Source organism: Noviherbaspirillum agri, from assembly GCF_054780595.1.
Genome location: NZ_BAAGWA010000003.1, coordinates 258,071 through 274,778, shown reverse-complemented (window position 1 = coordinate 274,778; position 16,708 = coordinate 258,071). Strand labels below are relative to the sequence as shown.

Annotated in this window: 12 protein-coding genes; 2 read left to right on the top strand and 10 right to left on the bottom strand. The window is 60.2% G+C overall.

The window, feature by feature from the left end; all coding sequences use genetic code 11:
* Positions 1-73: 73 nt before the first annotated feature.
* From ACYVIA_RS06790 to ACYVIA_RS06755, 8 genes are all read right to left on the bottom strand, one after another.
* Positions 74-721, bottom strand: a complete 648-nt coding sequence (locus ACYVIA_RS06790) for a class I SAM-dependent methyltransferase (protein WP_460839196.1) — start codon at positions 719-721, stop codon at positions 74-76.
* 468 nt (positions 722-1,189) lie between these two features.
* Positions 1,190-1,594: a nucleotide pyrophosphohydrolase gene (locus ACYVIA_RS06785; RefSeq protein WP_460839195.1), complete on the bottom strand. Its 405-nt coding sequence runs from the start codon at positions 1,592-1,594 to the stop codon at positions 1,190-1,192.
* A gap of 122 nt (positions 1,595-1,716) precedes the next feature.
* A complete protein-coding gene (locus ACYVIA_RS06780; protein ID WP_460839193.1) occupies positions 1,717-3,885 on the bottom strand; it encodes an amylo-alpha-1,6-glucosidase in 2,169 nt (722 codons plus the stop codon).
* A gap of 59 nt (positions 3,886-3,944) precedes the next feature.
* The gene (locus ACYVIA_RS06775) at positions 3,945-4,970 is read right to left on the bottom strand and encodes a glycosyltransferase family 4 protein (RefSeq protein WP_460839192.1); all 1,026 of its coding nucleotides are present in this window, start codon (positions 4,968-4,970) and stop codon (positions 3,945-3,947) included.
* A 234-nt stretch (positions 4,971-5,204) separates the two neighbouring features.
* Positions 5,205-8,138 carry a PAS domain S-box protein gene (locus ACYVIA_RS06770; protein WP_460839190.1) on the bottom strand — a complete coding sequence of 978 codons (2,934 nt, stop codon included), beginning with the start codon at positions 8,136-8,138 and terminating at the stop codon, positions 5,205-5,207.
* 192 nt (positions 8,139-8,330) lie between these two features.
* Positions 8,331-8,555: a hypothetical protein gene (locus ACYVIA_RS06765; RefSeq protein WP_460839189.1), complete on the bottom strand. Its 225-nt coding sequence runs from the start codon at positions 8,553-8,555 to the stop codon at positions 8,331-8,333.
* An 11-nt stretch (positions 8,556-8,566) separates the two neighbouring features.
* Positions 8,567-8,962 (bottom strand): DUF2237 family protein, encoded by a 396-nt coding sequence (locus ACYVIA_RS06760; protein ID WP_460839188.1) that lies wholly within the window; start codon positions 8,960-8,962, stop codon positions 8,567-8,569.
* A gap of 23 nt (positions 8,963-8,985) precedes the next feature.
* Complete coding sequence (locus ACYVIA_RS06755) at positions 8,986-9,738, bottom strand: Mut7-C RNAse domain-containing protein (protein ID WP_460839186.1); 753 nt, start codon at positions 9,736-9,738, stop codon at positions 8,986-8,988.
* A 484-nt stretch (positions 9,739-10,222) separates the two neighbouring features.
* On the opposite strand from ACYVIA_RS06755, the gene ACYVIA_RS06750 reads away from it, so the two are divergent.
* Together ACYVIA_RS06750 and ACYVIA_RS06745 are read left to right on the top strand one after the other, a co-directional pair.
* Positions 10,223-12,439, top strand: coding sequence for a putative bifunctional diguanylate cyclase/phosphodiesterase (locus ACYVIA_RS06750; protein ID WP_460839184.1), 2,217 nt, complete (start codon positions 10,223-10,225; stop codon positions 12,437-12,439).
* A gap of 128 nt (positions 12,440-12,567) precedes the next feature.
* Complete coding sequence (locus ACYVIA_RS06745) at positions 12,568-13,314, top strand: glutathione S-transferase (protein ID WP_460839183.1); 747 nt, start codon at positions 12,568-12,570, stop codon at positions 13,312-13,314.
* Between the two features lie 54 nt (positions 13,315-13,368).
* Here the strand turns inward: ACYVIA_RS06745 and ACYVIA_RS06740 are convergent, their stop codons facing one another.
* Together ACYVIA_RS06740 and ACYVIA_RS06735 are read right to left on the bottom strand one after the other, a co-directional pair.
* The gene (locus ACYVIA_RS06740; RefSeq protein ID WP_460839181.1) at positions 13,369-14,202 is read right to left on the bottom strand and encodes a Crp/Fnr family transcriptional regulator; all 834 of its coding nucleotides are present in this window, start codon (positions 14,200-14,202) and stop codon (positions 13,369-13,371) included.
* 454 nt (positions 14,203-14,656) lie between these two features.
* Positions 14,657-16,585 (bottom strand): acyl CoA:acetate/3-ketoacid CoA transferase, encoded by a 1,929-nt coding sequence (locus tag ACYVIA_RS06735; protein WP_460839179.1) that lies wholly within the window; start codon positions 16,583-16,585, stop codon positions 14,657-14,659.
* Between the last annotated feature and the right edge of the window lie 123 nt (positions 16,586-16,708).

Sequence of the window (16,708 nt, the reverse complement as noted above, 5' to 3'; positions counted from 1 at the left end):
CAGGCGCCGGCGAGCCCTCATGCGCATCGTGATGCGCGTCCCGAAACGGAACGGGCGGCGTGCCGGCGCCGCGTCAGGCCGGTTTTTTACCGAGCACCGACCAGTAGCAGTTCAACAGCATCAGGCGGTAGTGTTTTTGGTCCCGGATATGCAGGCCGAGCTTCTTCATCGATTCCGGATAGTTGTAAATGTTGTGGACGGCGTTGCCTGCAAACGCCCAGAAGAACAGCACCGCGCCATACCAGTAGATGGTCTTGAAAGCACGGCTGAAAATATTGCCGGTAGGGTAGGAGAAGTCGCCGACAACGACATGGGCACCGGGCTTGCCCAGCTTGATCAGGTGCTCCAGCACGCGGACCATCATGTCTTCGGAAAAAACGTTGAGGAAGAAATTGGCGACAACCATGTCGTATTTCTCGTACTCGTTGACCTTCATGATGTCGCTGTGCAGCTGGCGGATCTTGACGGTGACGCCTTCTTTATCCAGGTTGGCCTGGAATTTTTTCAGCATCGTTTCGGACAGGTCGACGACGGTCACGTCGGCTCCCATCTTTGCGGCATGGACCGCATCTTTCCCGTGGCCGACGCCGGCGAAGAGCACTTTGTCGCCGGGTTTGAGGTGGTCGAGCATGGCGACCTTGCATCGGTGGATCGATTTGCCGCTGTAGACGGCACTCAACCAGTCATAAATCGGACCTACCAGCTTGTATTTGTCTCTCATTGCTTGTCTCCAGGCTCATTCCACCTTATTCGTCTCTCGCAACCGCCGTCGGATACCATGATCCGCCGGCACATCTCTCACAAATGCACGCCTCTGTCCGGGCGAATCATCTGCGAAACCTTTCGTGCTGCGCCTTGCTTGTCCGGAGAGAAATATTTTTTCGGAGAGCAGAGACGCAACCGGGCCCCAGAAGAGGCCCGGCGAGCAAACTTGCATTAAAACTAAGTGTGTTTAGATTAAGCCGAGATTGGAAAAGCAAGCGGCCATCAGGTTGGCTTGGGAAGCCAAACATTTGACTTTATAAGTCAGCGAGACAATTGTTTTTTTGAGGAATCATTTCACGCGAGGAGGAACATTTCTCTCGTGCAAGTAACGACATTCGAAGACAATTCTTGTAGGAATTTTTTGTTGCTTACTATCAGCTCAAGAAGGCGCTCTTCTGTATTTTCTGCCTCACACGATTGATCATCATTCGTGCTCGTGATCACTACGCGATACAGCGTCGAGCTCCGCATATTTCGTCGCGGTGCCATAGGCCTGACTGACGGGATAGCGGAGAGCATTCTTCTTCATCTTTTCTTCTGCCGCCGTCACCAGATCAAATCCGCCTTCCTCCGCCACCAGCATCAGGTACATCAGGACATCCGCACATTCGTCACGAAGCGATTCCTGGAAGGTGCCGTCTGATTTCAGCACGGCGAGCTCATCATCAGTTTTCCACTGCGTAAGCTCGAGCAATTCGGCTGACTCCAGATTGACCGAGATAATGAGGTTTTTCAGCGAATGAAACTGCTTCCAATTCCGCTCATCCCTGAACTGCAGCAGTTGCTTCTTCAAGTGGCCAAAGTGGTCAAGGCGGTCAAAATCGTTCATCAAGTCGGCTTATCCATGGATGGTTAGCAAGGGTGCCCACTGGAGCACCATCGCCGGCCTGGGCGGGCTCCCTGCGTCACTTAAAAACCGGTAGATGATACGCCTTTGACAAGCGTGTTCCTTTACGCTACCGCGACCACCTCCGCCTTGCCTTCCTTGCGGATGACGTTGACGCCGACATTGTTCGGATAGCGTTGCAGCATCAGGTCGAGCGTCGCACCGTTGATCGACAGATCGTGGATCTCGATCCGGTCGAGGAAGGGCGGCAGCTGCGGATGGCGGAATCTGACCTCGGAGCGCAGCGGATCGAAGCTCAGGCCCAGGCAGGCCTGCAGCAGCGAGAACACGCTGGCGGCGGCCCAGGCCTGCGGCGAGCAGGCGACCGGATACAGCGTCGGCCCCTCATCGGGGCGCTTGTCAAAGCCGCAGAACAGTTCCGGCATGCGGTTCTGGTCCATGTACAGGCTCGCTTCGCGCAAGGCGCTGAAGACCTGCATTGCCTTGCCGGTGAAGCCATAGCGCGCCATGCCTTCGGCGATGATCGCATTGTCGTGCGGCCAGACAGAGCCGTTGTGGTACGCCATCGGGTTGTAGCGCGCTTCCTTGACCGGGATGGTGCGGATGCCCCAGCCGCAGAAGAAGTCTTCGCTCAGCAATTGCTCCGCGATGCGGGCCGCATATTCCGGCGTGGCGATGCCGCTCCACAGCGTGTGACCGGCATTGGAGGAGGCCACCTTGCATTGCTCCTTGTGGCCGTCGAGTGCAAGCGCATAGGTGCCGATTTCCTCGCACCAGAATGCCTCGTTGAAGCGCTCCTTCAGGCGCAGCGCGCTGTCTTCCAGTTCCAGTGCCATCCGGCCTTCGCCGAGCAGTTTTGCCAGCTCTGCCGCACGCAGTTTTGCGTCATACACGTAACCCTGCACCTCGCACAATGCAATCGGCGCGTCGGCAAGGCGACCGTCCTGGTGGAACACCGAGTCGTACGAATCCTTCCAGCCCTGCTGTGCCAGCCCGCTCTCGGTGTAGCGCGCGTATTCGACAAAACCGTCACCGTCGCGGTCGCCGTAGTGGTCGATCCAGTACAGCGCATTGCGGATATTGCCCCAGATGCTGCGGATGAAATCGAGGTCGCCGGTGCGCGCATGGTAGGCACCGGCCAGGCCGATGAACAGCGGTGTGGCGTCCACCGTGCCGTAGTAACGGCGGAACGGGATCTCATTCAGTTCCGCCAGTTCGCCACGGCGCGCCTCATGCAGGATCTTGCCCGGTTCCGCATCGCGTTCCGGGTCCTGCTCGGTCGCTTGCGTGGCCGCGAGGAAGGCGAGAACGCCCTTGGCCATTTCCGGATCGACCCACAGATACTCATGCGCGGTCAGGATGCCGTCGCGCCCGAAGGTGGTGGAATACCACGGCAGGCCGGCGAACGGATAATCGCCTTCCGGCAGCGATGTGGTGAGCATCACCAGATCGGCGGTGGAGCGGTCCAGCCAGCGGTTGAACAGCGGGTCGGATGAGCTGACCTTGCAGCGTTTCTGCAGCCGCGTGCCCGTGGCCTGGGACACCTGCGTAAACGCTTCGAAGTAATCGGTTGGGCGCGGCGTCGCCAGCTCTTCGTCTTCGCAACTGATCGTCACATACACATGTGCCTCGCCCTTTGGTGGCAGCGTGATGCGGTAGTCGATGCGGCGGCCATCCATCTTCGTCGGTGGCGGATCGCAGGTGATGCGTGTCTTGCGGATCTTGTCATCCACGCCTTTGTAGCCGAGCAGCAGCTCCTTGTCGGAGATCCGCGGCTGCATGTACTCGCCGCGTTTTTTCCGCTCGTAGCCGCGCACTTCGAAAATGTCCTTGTAGTCCGCATCGAATTCCATCGACAGCGTGGTCTCGACCGGATCGAGGCCGAAGTTCACCACGCGCACATGCTCGTAGCAGGAGTTGTTCCAGAGGAGCTTGGCGCGGAAGATATGCATCTCCCCTTTCGGCACACGGTTGCCGCCCTCGGGATGCAGGTCGGGATTCATCAGCTCGATGATGAACAGGCCGTTGTCGTCCTTGACGGTGGAATTGAGATACATCGGACGTATGCCATCGATCAGCAATTCCTGGTGCGACAAAAAGCAGGTGTCGCCGAGGTAGATGCCTTCCTCGCCGAGCCCGATGGACTGGATATCGCCGAAGCGGTCGAACATCGCGAAGGTATTGTCATGCTTGAGTACGCGCCGGCGCTCGTCGGCCGGTGATGCTGTGGCGAGGATGTACCATTGCTCGCCGACTTGGACTTTTTCAACCATGGGCTTCTCCGGTCAATTCGTGTTCTCCTTTACGCCCGGTAAAGCGAATACGCGTTGCCTCATCCGGACAGGATCTGCTGGTACGCGCGCAGGTAGTTTTCCGTCATGCGTTCCACCGTAAAGCGGCGCTCGAATGCGCCGCGGCAACCTTTACGGTCGATGTTGTGGATGTTCCTGGCAGCGCGCACGGCTTCGTCCTGATTGCTCACGACGTAGCCGGTGACGCCGTCTTCCATGATTTCCGGTACGGAGCCATGTCCGTACGCGATCACCGGGGTGCCGCAGGAAAAGGCTTCGATCATGACCAGCCCGAATGGTTCGGGCCAGTCGATCGGGAACAGCAGCGCACGTGCGCTACCCATCAATTCGCGCTTTTCTTGCTCGCTGGCCTCGCCGACATAGTGCACCAGCGGATCCCGCAATAACGGCTTGATGCATTCGTTGAAATAAGGCTCGTCCGCTTCATCCAGTTTGGCGCCGATATACAGGGGCGTGCCGGATTTCTTCGCGATATCAATCGCACGGTCGACGCGTTTTTCGGGAGAAAGGCGGCCCACGAAAACGAAGTGGTCCTGGCTTTGCGCGTGGAACGGATACAGCTCCGCAGGAAGGCCGTGGTAAACCGTTGCACGCCAGTCTATCCATGCCACCGGCATGCGTTGATTGTCCGAGATCGAAATGAACGGAATGTCGGTAAACCGGCGGTACAGCGGCTCGCGCTCCAGCAGGTCAAGTCGCCCGTGCAACGTGGTGACATGCGGCGTCGCAATTCTTTTGAGGACGGGAAAGTGCAGGTAATCCGTATGGAAGTGGATGATGTCGAAAGAAGGCGCCAGCTCGACCACCTGCTCCATCTGAATCAGGTGATACGCGAGCCACGAATGGTGCACGCCCGTGGGCCGGACGCTGCGCGGGATCGGTGACACGAGCCTGGCCGAAGTCATCGAGTCGCCCGAGGCAAACAGGGTGACTTCATGGCCTTGGCGCACAAGTTCTTCTGTCAGGTAGGAAACGACACGTTCAGTGCCACCATAGGCTTTGGGCGGAACGCTTTCGAAAAGCGGTGACACCTGGGCGATCTTCATGCCTTACCGGAGCGCCATGTAGCGCTTCAAGAGGAAACACTTTTAAGACAGCCTTGGTGTCATTTGGTGCCGTGCGCTGCGGCAGGGTATTACGTGGAATAAAACCTGCCCCTCGCCAACCGGATAAGGCCGGATAAAACCGGATAAAGGCCGAGCGAGGGCGCCTGCGACAAGGCGTTCTGACCGCGCCGGACGAACGCTGAACGAATGCGGGCGGTTGTTGAATCCGGTAAATCAAGAGGCGGTTTTTTCCGTCGGCTTTCCGTGTTTCCCCAGCAGCGCTGCCAGCTCGCCTGACGGCAAGGGCTTGCTGAAGTAGTAGCCCTGCATCTCATCGCAGGCGTGTTCGCGCAGGAAAGCCTCCTGCTCCATGGTTTCCACGCCTTCCGCCACCACGGTCAGGCTCAGGGTCTTGCCCATCGCAATGATCGCCTCGGTAATTGCCTTGTCTTCCGAATTGGTCGCGATGTCGCGAATGAAGGAGCGGTCCACTTTCAGCGTGTCGATCGGGAAGTTCTTCAACTGGCCGAGCGAGGAATAGCCGGTGCCGAAGTCGTCGATTGCCAGCCGCACGCCCATGTCCTTGATCGCGGCGAGCAGCTTGAGCGCATGTGCCGGATTGTGGATCACCATGCCTTCCGTGATCTCCAGTTCCAGCAGTTGCGGCGCCATGCCGGTCTCGGCGAGGATGGCCTTGATGTCGTCCAGAAGGTGTTCGTCGCCAAACTGGCGCACCGACAGGTTGACCGCCATACAGATCGGCGGCAGGCCCATGCGCTGCCATGCCACGTTCTGCAGGCAGGCGGTCCGCAGCACCCACTTGCCGATCGGGATGATCATGCCGGTTTCCTCGGCAATCGGGATAAACTGGCTTGGCGGTACGGAACCCAGTTCCGGATTGTCCCAGCGCAGCAGCGCTTCGACGCCGGTGATACTGCCGGTGACGAGGTCGCGCTTGGCCTGGTAGTGCAGCGTGAGTTCGTCATTCTCCATCGCGTGCCGCAGGTTGTTCTCCAGCACGAGGCGCTCCAGCGACTGCGACTTGATGTCCTTCGAATAGAACTGGAAATTATTCTTGCCCTCTTCCTTCGCGAAATACATCGCGATGTCGGCATTCTTCATCAGCGACTGCTCGTCCTCGCCATCCTGCGGATAGACGGCGATGCCGACGCTGGCCGTGACGCGGCATTCGCGGCCCATCAGCATGACCGGCTTGATCGCCGCCGACAGGATCTTGCGTGCCACGGTGGCCGCCTGCTTCGCATCCTTCAGGTCTTGGATCAGCACCACGAATTCGTCGCCGCCAAGGCGGGCAATGACGTCGCTGGCGCGCAGCGTTTTCTTGAAGCGCGCAGTCACTTCCTTCAACAGCTTGTCGCCGGCTTCATGGCCGAGCGTATCGTTGATGAACTTGAAGCGGTCGAGGTCGATGAACAGCACCGCAAAGCCCTGCTGGCGGCGTTGCGCCATCGGGATCGCCGTGGTCAGCAGATGGCTGAACATCACGCGGTTCGGCAGGCCGGTCAGACCGTCGTGCGTGGCCAGATGCTGGATGCGTTCTTCGGCGACCTTCTGGTCGGTGATTTCGCGCGATACGCCGCGATATCCGGTGAAGTGGCCCTCGCAGTCGAACACCGGTTCACCGCTGACGCTGATGTAATACGGCCGCCCGTCCGTCAGCTCGCGGTGCATCACCACATCGCGGAATGGCGCATGCGCCGTCAGATGCTCGCGATGGACGTGCCAGCCGCCGTCGATATCGATGGTGAGTTCGGTTTCCCACGGTCGTTTGCCGACGAAGGAGTTCTGGATCGAACTTGCCTTCTCGTGGCGGCCCTCCATGCGGGTATAACGGAACTCCGTATCCTGTTCCCAGTACCAGTCGGAGGACAGGTGGGTCAATGCGCGGAAGCGCGCTTCGCTCTCGCGCAGCGCCTGTTCCATCTTGCGGCGCGCCGTCACATCGCGGAGGATGCCGCGAAAGCCGGCCGGCTCGCCCTTCATATTGCGCACCAATTGCACAGAGCCTTCGCAGAAGCGACGGCTGCCGTCCTTGCGCACCATTGGCCAGTCGAAGCTGTTGGCCGGCACGCCGGTCCGGTACACGGTGTTAAAGATGCTGAAGATAGTGTCCGCGACTTCCGGAGGCTGGAATGCCTGGCTGCTCTTGCCGATGATTTCTTCAGCCGAATAGCCGAGCATGCGGCACAGTGCGCCGTTGCACATCACGATGTCGCCGTGCAGATTCACCTCGTAGTACGCGTCTTCGATCGTCTCCAGGATGCTGCGGTATTTCTCCTCACTTTCGCGCAGCGCCTGTTCCACCTTGCGCCGCTCCGTCACATCGCGCAGAATGCCGCGGAAACCGACCGGCTTGTTGTCGAGGTTGCGCACCAGTTGCACCGAGCCTTCGCCCAGTACCGTAGTGCCGTCCTTGCGCACCATTGCCCAGTCGAAGCTGTGTACCGGTGTGCCAGTGCGGAACACTTCGCTGAAGGTCTTGAATACGCTGTTGGAGGCTTCCGCCGTCTGGAAATCCCGGTTGTTCTTGCCGGCCAGTTCCTCTGCGGTGTAGCCGAGCAGGCGGCAGAACGCGCCGTTGCACATCACCACATTGCCTTTCAGGTCGACTTCGTAATAGGCATCCTCGATCGTTTCGAGAATGCTGCGGTATTTCTCTTCGCTCGCGCGCAGCGCCGCCTCCATCTGGCGGCGTTCGGTCACGTCGCGCAGGATGCCGCGAAAACCGCTCGGTTCGCCATTGAGATCGCGCACCAGTTGCACCGAACCCTCGCCGACCACGGTACTGCCATCCTTGCGGATCATGACCCAGTCGATTCGTCTTGCCGGCTTGCCGGTCCGGTAGACCTCATTGAAGGTCTGGAATACATGGGCGGCTACGTCCGGTGTCTGCAGGTCGCGGTTGTTCATGCCCTGCATCTCGCTCATCTCATAGCCGAGCAGACGGGCAAATGCGCTATTGCACTGCACCAGATTGCCGCGCAGGTCGACCTCGTAATAGGGGTCTTCGATGGTCTCGATAATGCCTTGGGCGTGGGCTACGCTGGCGCGCAAGGCGTCTTCCGCCACGCACTGCGCATCGTTGTGTTGCCCGTGGTTGGTGCCGGCTCCCGTTGCGGATGCGGCGCTAGAGGCATTCTTGTTCATGTTGGTTGTCCCCGGTCTGCAGCCTCGGAGCGCACGTGGGATCCTCGCCAGCGTGCGGTGCGGCCGGCATGTTGTCAGACGCTTGTAATGATGCTGCTTTGATGTATGTTTGCGAGTAATTATTGCACTATGGCAATTTCGCTGCAAAAGGTCTTGTTGTCCTGGGTTGGCCGTGGATTTCCTGCAACACCTTCAGCCCAGTTCCCGGCTCGTGTGTTGCCACACCGCGTCCGGTTCGCTGCGGGCCACGGTGCGTTCCCATTTTGACCCGCAGGCATGGCAGACGTAGTACTCGACATGGCCACTGGCAGTCCCGCCATAGTTGATGCCTGCCTGGGAATGCAGCAGCAGGTTGGCATGCGGCGAGGTACCGGCGGGTGCCTTGAACAGGGCGGTACATTCGGGACAGGCTGGCATGCTTTCCTCGACTAGAAATCAGGGGGCGGGTTGGAATGATCGAACTGGCGCAACACTTCCAGAGGAATATGGTCCAGTGCGTTGTAGTTCGTGCTTTCGAGCACAACCTGCGGCGCGGCGCCGGCCTGGTATGCCTCGATCCACCGGAGCGCGCACAAACACCATTGGTCGCCCGGCTTGAGGCCGCGGAAGCCCCATTCGGTCACCGGGGTGCTGAGGTCATTGCCACGGCTGCGGCTGAACTCCAGGAATTCTTCCGTCATCACGGCACACACGACATGCGTGCCGACATCGTCCACATTGGTCTTGCAGCAGCCGTCGCGGAAGAACCCGGTCAGCGGGTCGAAGGAGCAGGGAACCAGCGGTTCGCCGAAAACGTTTCTTGCAGGAGGAGAACTAGGATTCATGGCCCTCAGTATACGGTCCTTGTCTATTTGACGCAGTCTGCTTGCAGCAGGCCGGCGAGCAGGTTCTGCATGCGCTGCCAGTGGGAGCCTTCCCAGAACACCCGGTGGCAGTGGTCGCAGGTCATGAAGCGCGCGTAGCGCTCGAAAATTCCTTCCGGGACCTGGTCTCGGACCTCCTCCCTGGCAATGCCCCGAAGCGGCAAGTTGCAGTCCAGGCATAAGCTGAACGGGCGGGCGCTGCCCGCGAGGTCGAGTCGATCAAATATCTCGCGAAACTGCTCGGACGGCTTCAGCGCATGCAGGTAACAGCCATGTGTGATCTCGCGCCGCTTCAGCAGTTCGCGGTCGCGCGTGAGGATGGTGCGCTCTTCCTCCACCGACAGCCGGACGATTTCGTCGTCATGGAAATTGTTGTCGTACAGCGTATCAAAGCCGGCCATGCGCAACACCCGCGCCAGCCCGCCCATATGGGCATCGGCCACGAAGCGCAAGCGCCGCAGTGGCTGCTCGCGCACCCGCAGCAGCGGCGTGATATCGAGCGCTTCGCATTTCGGGTAGACGGCAACACGGTCGCCGTCCTGCAAGATGCGCTCGAAGTCGACCGATTCTCCGTTGACGAGGATCAGCTCAACCTCGGTGTGGGGAACCCCGAGCGCCTCGATCATGTGCTTGGTCGTTGCCTGGCGTGCGCAGCGCGCAGCAAAATCCTGCTTGCGCCGCTCCGGCGGCAGGAAATCGTTCAGCTCCTCATAGAAACGGAATGTTGCGGTGACCATCCTCGCTCTCCGATTTCTTGGTGCGGCACGCGGGCCAGTGTAGGAACTTGCAGTGTGTCCGGACTTGTTCCGTTCACCATGGATTCCAAGCGGGCTCCATACCGGCTCCAACGCCCGGAAGGCTGATTATGCGCCCGGCACAGGCCGAACGACAGCGCATCGTTGCATGGCTTTTTTGCGATGCAGCAAGAGTGTGCCAAGCTGGAACGAGTCCCGATCGGCCGCAAGGGAATATCGCAACAGCCCTTCACAATCCCTTCCCGTGAAGATGGTGATATTGCTGTGCAACATTAAAAACAAAGCAGGCAAGTTGCTCAGCGATAACATGCTGGTTACTATGGCGCAAAGGACATCCATATAGAGAACCGGGAATACATGTTGTTCACCTTCCACCTGGCACAGCGCCAGAAGGATCTGATTTGCAATGCCCGGCAGGGCTTATTACGCCATTACCAACATGGAGCCATTGTCTAGCTTGAAGCGCATGGCCAAACTGTCCAGCCGCTGGTCCCGCACCGTTGTGGGCCTGGCGGTGGTCGGCGTTACGCTCGCCGCGCCGCAACTGCCGACCTGGCTGGTTGCGCTGCTCGCGTTTTGCCTGGGCGCCCTGGTATGGCTGGCCATTTCCGCGCCCCGGCAGCAGGCCGGTCTCGCTCTGCGCAATTCCGAACGCAAATTCCGCACTTTCGTCGAGCAGACGCTGGTGGCCTTGTACGTCGTGCAGGACGGCCGCATTGCTTACATCAACCCCAAGGGCGCCGAGATGCTTGGCTACGACAGTCCCGACGAGGTGGTGGGCCTGCCGGTTTCCGACTTGACGGCTCCCGAGGACTTGCCGGTGCTGCAGGAAAACCATCGCCGCCGGCTGTCGGGAGAAATCAGCAGCGTGCGCTATACCTACCGCGCGACCCGGCGCGACGGCAGCCGCATCTGGATCGAGGTGCACGGCAGCGTCTGCGATTATGAAGGGCATCCGGCCATCATGGGTGTGGCGAAGGACGTGACGCAGCAGGTCGAATTCGAGCGCCGCTCGCGCCTGGCCAATCGCGTGTTCGAGTCGGCCAGCGAAGGTATCGTGATTACCGATGCGCAATGCCGTATCGAAGCGGTCAATCCCGCCTTTACGCGGATCACCGGCTACAAGGCCTCGGAAGCCACCGGCAAGCTGTCGCGCATGATGACCGGCCATGGCGCGCAGGTGAATCAGGTCATGCTGGAACAGCTGGCGCGCGACGGTTACTGGCAAGGCGAAATGGTCGACCGCCGCAAGAACGGCGAATGGTATCCTTCCTGGCTGTCGATCTCGACCGTACGGGACGACGCCAAGAACATTACCAGCTATGTCGGCGTCTTCACCGACAACACGCGGCGCAAGGAAGACGAAACGCGCCTGCAGTTCCTCGCCAACCACGACAGCCTGACCGGCATGATGAACCGCACCGGCATGATGAACCGGTTTGCCGCAGAAATTGCACGCGCGCATGGCGACGGAAGGCATCTCGCCCTGCTGTTCGTCGACCTCGACCGCTTCAAGACTGTTAACGACACTCTCGGCCACCTCGCCGGCGACCAGCTGCTGATGGATGCTGCTGCGAGGATGCGCGTGCACCTGAGCGAAGACGCGATCGTGGCGCGGCCCGGCGGTGACGAATTCACGGTGCTCATCGAGGATCCGCCCGGTTCGGGCGCGGCGGGCAGTCTTGCCGAGCGCCTGATCGCCAGCATGTCCGAGCCCTTCCTGATCGACGGGCAGGAAATGTACGTCACCGCCAGTGTCGGCATCGCCTGTTATCCCGACGACGGAACCGATGCCGCGACCTTGCTCAAGAACGCGGATGTCGCGATGTACCGCGCCAAGCTGCGCGGCCGCAACACCTTCCAGTTCTTTACCAGCGACATGAATACGCGGGCGCTGGAACAGATGCTGCTCGAAAACAGCCTGCGCCATGCGCTCGAGCGCCGCGAGTTCACGCTGTATTACCAGCCGCAGTTCGCTACCGCGACCGGCGACATCGCCGGTGTCGAGGCGCTGATCCGCTGGCGGCACCCGGAACTGGGCCTGGTATTGCCCGGCACCTTCATCGAGCTTGCGGAACAGAACGGCCTGATCGTGCCGATCGGCGCATGGGTGTTGCGCGAAGCCTGCCGGCAGGGACGCGCCTGGCTCGACGCCGGCTGGCATTTCGGCCGCATCGCAGTCAACTTGTCGGCACGCCAGTTCTCTTCCGGCGACTTGCTCGACACGATCCGCAATGCGCTCGATGAAAGCGGGCTGCCGGCCGCGATGCTGGAACTGGAAATCACCGAAAGCACCATCATGCACAACCCGCTGGATGCGGTGATGCTGCTCGACCGCATCCGCGACATGGGCGTGGCATTGTCGATCGATGATTTCGGTACCGGCTACTCGTCGCTCGCGAGCCTCAAGCAATATCCGCTCGACAGCCTGAAGATCGACCGCGGCTTCGTCAAAGGCGTGCCGCACGACCTCGACGATGTGGCGATCACCGAGGCGATCATCGCCATTGCGCACAAGATGCAGCTGAAGGTCGTCGCCGAAGGCGTCGAAACCAAGGAGCAGGCAGCTTTCCTGCGTGCAGCCGGCTGCGATGTAGCGCAAGGCTACTTGATGGGCCGGCCGATGGCCGCCGAGGAATTGGTGCGCCAGTTTGCCGGTGCGGCGGTCGGCCTGAGCGCCTGACGAACAAGCGCGGCACTGCCTGCAGTCAAGGTTCGCTTGCGAGCCCGCAATGGACGCGGAATGCGTTCTTGCCTTCTTTCCTATCCCTGCCAAACTGCTTCCTGTCGTACTGACAGGAGGGATGACGCATGCGCTACGAGCTCTACTACTGGCCCGGCATACAAGGACGCGGCGAATTCGTGCGCCTGGCGCTGGAAGAAGGCGGGGCGGACTACGTCGATATCGCGCGCCGTTCGGAACGCAGTGGCATGGGCATGCCGGCGATGATGGCGTTGCTGGAAGGAGAAGAGGTGATATGCCCGCCGTTCGCGCCGCCCTTCCTGCGCGCAGGCGACCTGCTGATCGGGCAGACCGCCAACATCCTGCTGTTCCTCGGGCCGCGGCTGAACCTGGTGCCGAAAGACGAGGCGGCTCGCCTCTGGGTGCATCAGTTGCAGCTGACGATTGCCGACCTGGTCAGCGAAGCGCACGACACGCATCATCCGATTGCCAGCAGCCTGTATTACAAGGACCAGAAGCCGGAAGCCTTGCGGCGCGCGGAGGATTTTACGCAATCGCGGATGCCCAAGTTCCTTGGCTATTTCGAGAGTGTGCTTGCCCGCAATCCGCATGGTGATGCTTTCCTGGCGGGTGACAGCCTGACCTACGCAGACCTGTCGATGTTCCAGGTCATGGCCGGCCTGCGGTACGCATTTCCGCGCACGATGAAGCGGCTGGAGGCGGATTGCCCGCGACTGGTCGCATTGCACGACACCGTGGCAAGCAGGCCGCGCATCGCCGCCTATCTTGCTTCCGCGCGGCGCCAGCCCTTCAATCAGGAAGGCATCTTCCGGCACTACAAAGAGCTCGATGCGAGCTCCTTGCCGGATGCGTAGCGATGCCTATGCGGTAAAGCTTACTGGAAGCCTTGGTTGAGGCCTCCCGGGGATTCAGGCCGCGGCGATGCCGGACTTGGCTGCAAGCCGTGCCGCTTTCTGTGCTTCTGCTTTTGCACGCACGCGTGCCGGCGGCAGGCGGCGCAGTGTCCGCAGTGCCTGCAGATCGTGGATCACGATCGCGCGCTGATCGACGGAAATCAGGCCGATCGCGTTGAACGCAGAGAAGGTGCGGCTGACGGTCTCCAATGTCAGGCCGAGGTAGTTGCCGATTTCCTGGCGCGTCATGCGCAGGTTGAATTGCGTGCCGGAATAACCCATCTCGGTGAAGCGCTCCGACAGCAAGACAAGGAAGCGTGCCACGCGTGCTTCTGCGCTCAGTGATCCCAGCGTGCCGACCATCGCCTGCTCGCGCACCAGCTCGCGGCTCATGACGCCGTAGATTGCGCATTCCAGTTCGGCGTGGCTGCGGCCCAGCCCAGCAAAGGTCTTGAACGGCAGCAGCACGACGTCGCAATTGGTCAGCGCCACGGTTTCGGTCGCATATTGCTTGCGATGGATGCCGTCGATGCCGAACATGTCGCCCTTCATCGGGAAGCCGAGCACCTGTTCATTGCCGAGGTCGTCGATCATCACCGTCTTCAGGAAGCCGGAATAGACGATATACAGCGTGTCAAAGTACTGGCCGATCGTGTGGATGCGCTGGCCGGCCTTGAACTGCATATGCTGGAACTGGAAATCGTCGCTGCCGACTTTGGCGGGGATGCGCAGCAGGTCGCACACTTCCTTCAGGCTGGACCAGAGTTTTGCCTGGCGCTGCCAGGAGCTGCCGGATACCGAGGCCGGGGAAGAAATGGTGCGGGCTTCAAGAGAGTGCGTAGTCAGCATGTTCTTTTTACCTTATTCAAAATTATTAGGAGGTATTTATTCGCGCAGCGCATCAGTGACGGCGTATGCCACCCGTCGTGTCTGATGGAATGACAGTGCGTGAGCGATGAATAAGGTTTGATCTTCCTCACATAGTTCGGAAGGACGCGCGTTGTCCCTTGCTCGCTTTCACTGAAACGCTGAACGCTGTTGCGCACTACCAAGCGCTTTTGCGCTTGCGCAATCGATGCTGTGCATTATGTCGGTCGCGTGCTTCCCCGGTAATCAGCGGACGGATGAAAAAAAATGTCGGACAAGCGCGGGCAGGTATCGGACTTTTCCTACACGTCAGCGAAGAGGAAGAACTTTGTGTGCAATGCAAAACGACAACAGCCCGGCGTTCCTGCTGGTAACCGGGCTGTAGTCCTGCTGCGGTGCAGCAGATGAGTGGAGTGGGAGGAGGCGGCAGGAATACTTACGCCTTGCCGGCGGAATCAACGGCTTCCTGCTGGGTTTCGAAGATATGTGAAGACAGGCCGCGGTCTTCCAGCGCCTTGCCCATTTTCATGCGCAGGAAGGCACTCGTCGTGTAGCGCGACACATGGGTGTAGTACTTGTCGTGCAAGTCCTTCACCATGCTCCAGTAATCGTCGGACACGCCTTCGTCGATCTGGAAGTCGTCGTAGTTCACGATCACCTTCACCTTGTGGCCGATCGGAATGCACAGGTTCTCTGCCGCATGGCGGATGTCTTCGATGTCCTTCTTCGTCATCACGCGCAGACCCTGGAAGTTGTAGAAGGCTGCGCCCTTCTTCGCGTCGTACATCATGCGGTCTTCCAGGCTGATCGACAGCAGCGTGTCTTTCAGCTTCATCGGCTCGTCGAGGAAGATGCGCGCGTCCATCAGTGCAGGCTTGTTGACGATGGGCTTGAAGTCCATTTGCGCGAGGATGTCCTTGTCGATGTCGATGCCCGGCGCGACCTCGATCAGCTCAAGTCCTTCCGGCACGAGCTTGAACACGCAACGTTCGGTCACGTACAGCACGTTCTGGCCGATACTTGCCGCATACGGGCCGCTGAAGGTCACCTGCTCGATCTTCTTCACGAACTTGCGTGCACGCCCTTCCTGCACGATCCTGACCTTGCCGCCTTCGACTGCAACCTTCAGTCCGCCAGCGGTGAAGGTGCCGACGAACACGACGGTGCGGCTATTCTGCGTGATGTTGATGAAGCCGCCCGCGCCAGCCAGCTTCGGGCCGAAGCGCGACACATTGATGCTGCCGGCCGGATCGCATTCCGCAAGCCCGAGGCAGGCGAGGTCGAGGCCGCCGCCGTCATAGAAGTCGAACTGCTGGTTCATGTCGACCACCGCATCCGGATTGACCGCCGCACCGAAATTCACGCCCGAGGCGGGCACGCCGCCGATCACGCCTGGTTCGGCGGTGAGCGTCATGTACTTCAGGATCTTTTCTTCGTTCGCGACGGCGGCCACGCCTTCCGGCATGCCGATGCCGAGGTTGACCACCGAGTTCGGCAGCAGCTCGAAGGCGGCGCGCCGCGCGATGACTTTTCTTTCGTCCAGCGGCATCGCTTCCAGTGCATCGAGTGGCACGCGCACTTCGGCGGAGAAGGCTGGGTTGTAGTTGCCGTTCAGGTTCTGCGGATGGTTTTCCGGGCTGGCCACGACCACGCAGTCGACCATGATGCCCGGCACCTTCACGCGGCGCGGATTAAGCGAGCCGCGTTCGACGATGCGCTCCACCTGCGCAATCACGAAGCCGCCACTGTTCTTGGTCGCGGTTGCGATAGCGAGCATGTCCTGCGTCAGTGTCTCGCGCTCCATCGTGATGTTGCCTTCGGCGTCGGCGCTGGTACCGCGGATGAAGGCGACCGAGATCGGGATCGTCTTGTAGTACAGGTGTTCCTTGCCGCCGAGTTCAATCACGCTGACCACTTCTTCGGTGGTGCGGCTGTTGACCTTGCCGCCTTCGAGGCGCGGATCGACGAAGGTGCCCAGACCGACCTTGGACACGGTGCCCGGCAGGCCGCAGGCAGTATCGCGGAACATGTGCGAAATCACGCCCAGCGGCAGGTTGTAGGCCTCGACCTTGTTCTCCAGCGCGAGCCGGCCGATCTTCGGCACGAGGCCGTAATGGCCGCCGATCACGCGCTTCAACATGCCTTCATGGCCGAGATGGTTGACGCCGCCTTCGGCACCGTCGCCGGGGCCGCCGCCAAACAGCAGCGTCAGGTTCTTCGGGGAACCGGTCTCAAGGAAACGCTTTTCCAATGCCTTGATCAGTTCAACCGGGACGCCATTGCTGCCGAACCCGGCACAGCACAATGTGTCGCCGTCGTGCAGGATTTCGATCGCTTCCGCGGCGGATACGACTTTCTTTCTCATGGAATTCCTTTCGCTTATCTGGGCCAGTGAAAAGCAACACATACAGCCGGCGCATACGAGCAACGAGTACGTCATCTTTTCCGGCAAATAACAGCCGGAATCTCCGCACTATTCGTCCGAGAA

Excerpts from the sequence above, each read along its gene's own strand:
- ACYVIA_RS06775 (WP_460839192.1), bottom strand. The coding sequence starts at position 4,970 with ATGAAGATCGCCCAGGTGTCACCGCTTTTCGAAAGCGTTCCGCCCAAA.
- ACYVIA_RS06765 (WP_460839189.1), bottom strand. The coding sequence starts at position 8,555 with ATGCCAGCCTGTCCCGAATGTACCGCCCTGTTCAAGGCACCCGCCGGT.
- ACYVIA_RS06740 (WP_460839181.1), bottom strand. The coding sequence starts at position 14,202 with ATGCTGACTACGCACTCTCTTGAAGCCCGCACCATTTCTTCCCCGGCC.
- ACYVIA_RS06770 (WP_460839190.1), bottom strand. The coding sequence starts at position 8,138 with ATGAACAAGAATGCCTCTAGCGCCGCATCCGCAACGGGAGCCGGCACC.
- ACYVIA_RS06790 (WP_460839196.1), bottom strand. The coding sequence starts at position 721 with ATGAGAGACAAATACAAGCTGGTAGGTCCGATTTATGACTGGTTGAGT.
- ACYVIA_RS06735 (WP_460839179.1), bottom strand. The coding sequence starts at position 16,585 with ATGAGAAAGAAAGTCGTATCCGCCGCGGAAGCGATCGAAATCCTGCAC.
- ACYVIA_RS06785 (WP_460839195.1), bottom strand. The coding sequence starts at position 1,594 with ATGAACGATTTTGACCGCCTTGACCACTTTGGCCACTTGAAGAAGCAA.
- ACYVIA_RS06745 (WP_460839183.1), top strand. The coding sequence starts at position 12,568 with ATGCGCTACGAGCTCTACTACTGGCCCGGCATACAAGGACGCGGCGAA.
- ACYVIA_RS06750 (WP_460839184.1), top strand. The coding sequence starts at position 10,223 with ATGGCCAAACTGTCCAGCCGCTGGTCCCGCACCGTTGTGGGCCTGGCG.
- ACYVIA_RS06760 (WP_460839188.1), bottom strand. The coding sequence starts at position 8,962 with ATGAATCCTAGTTCTCCTCCTGCAAGAAACGTTTTCGGCGAACCGCTG.
- ACYVIA_RS06780 (WP_460839193.1), bottom strand. The coding sequence starts at position 3,885 with ATGGTTGAAAAAGTCCAAGTCGGCGAGCAATGGTACATCCTCGCCACA.
- ACYVIA_RS06755 (WP_460839186.1), bottom strand. The coding sequence starts at position 9,738 with ATGGTCACCGCAACATTCCGTTTCTATGAGGAGCTGAACGATTTCCTG.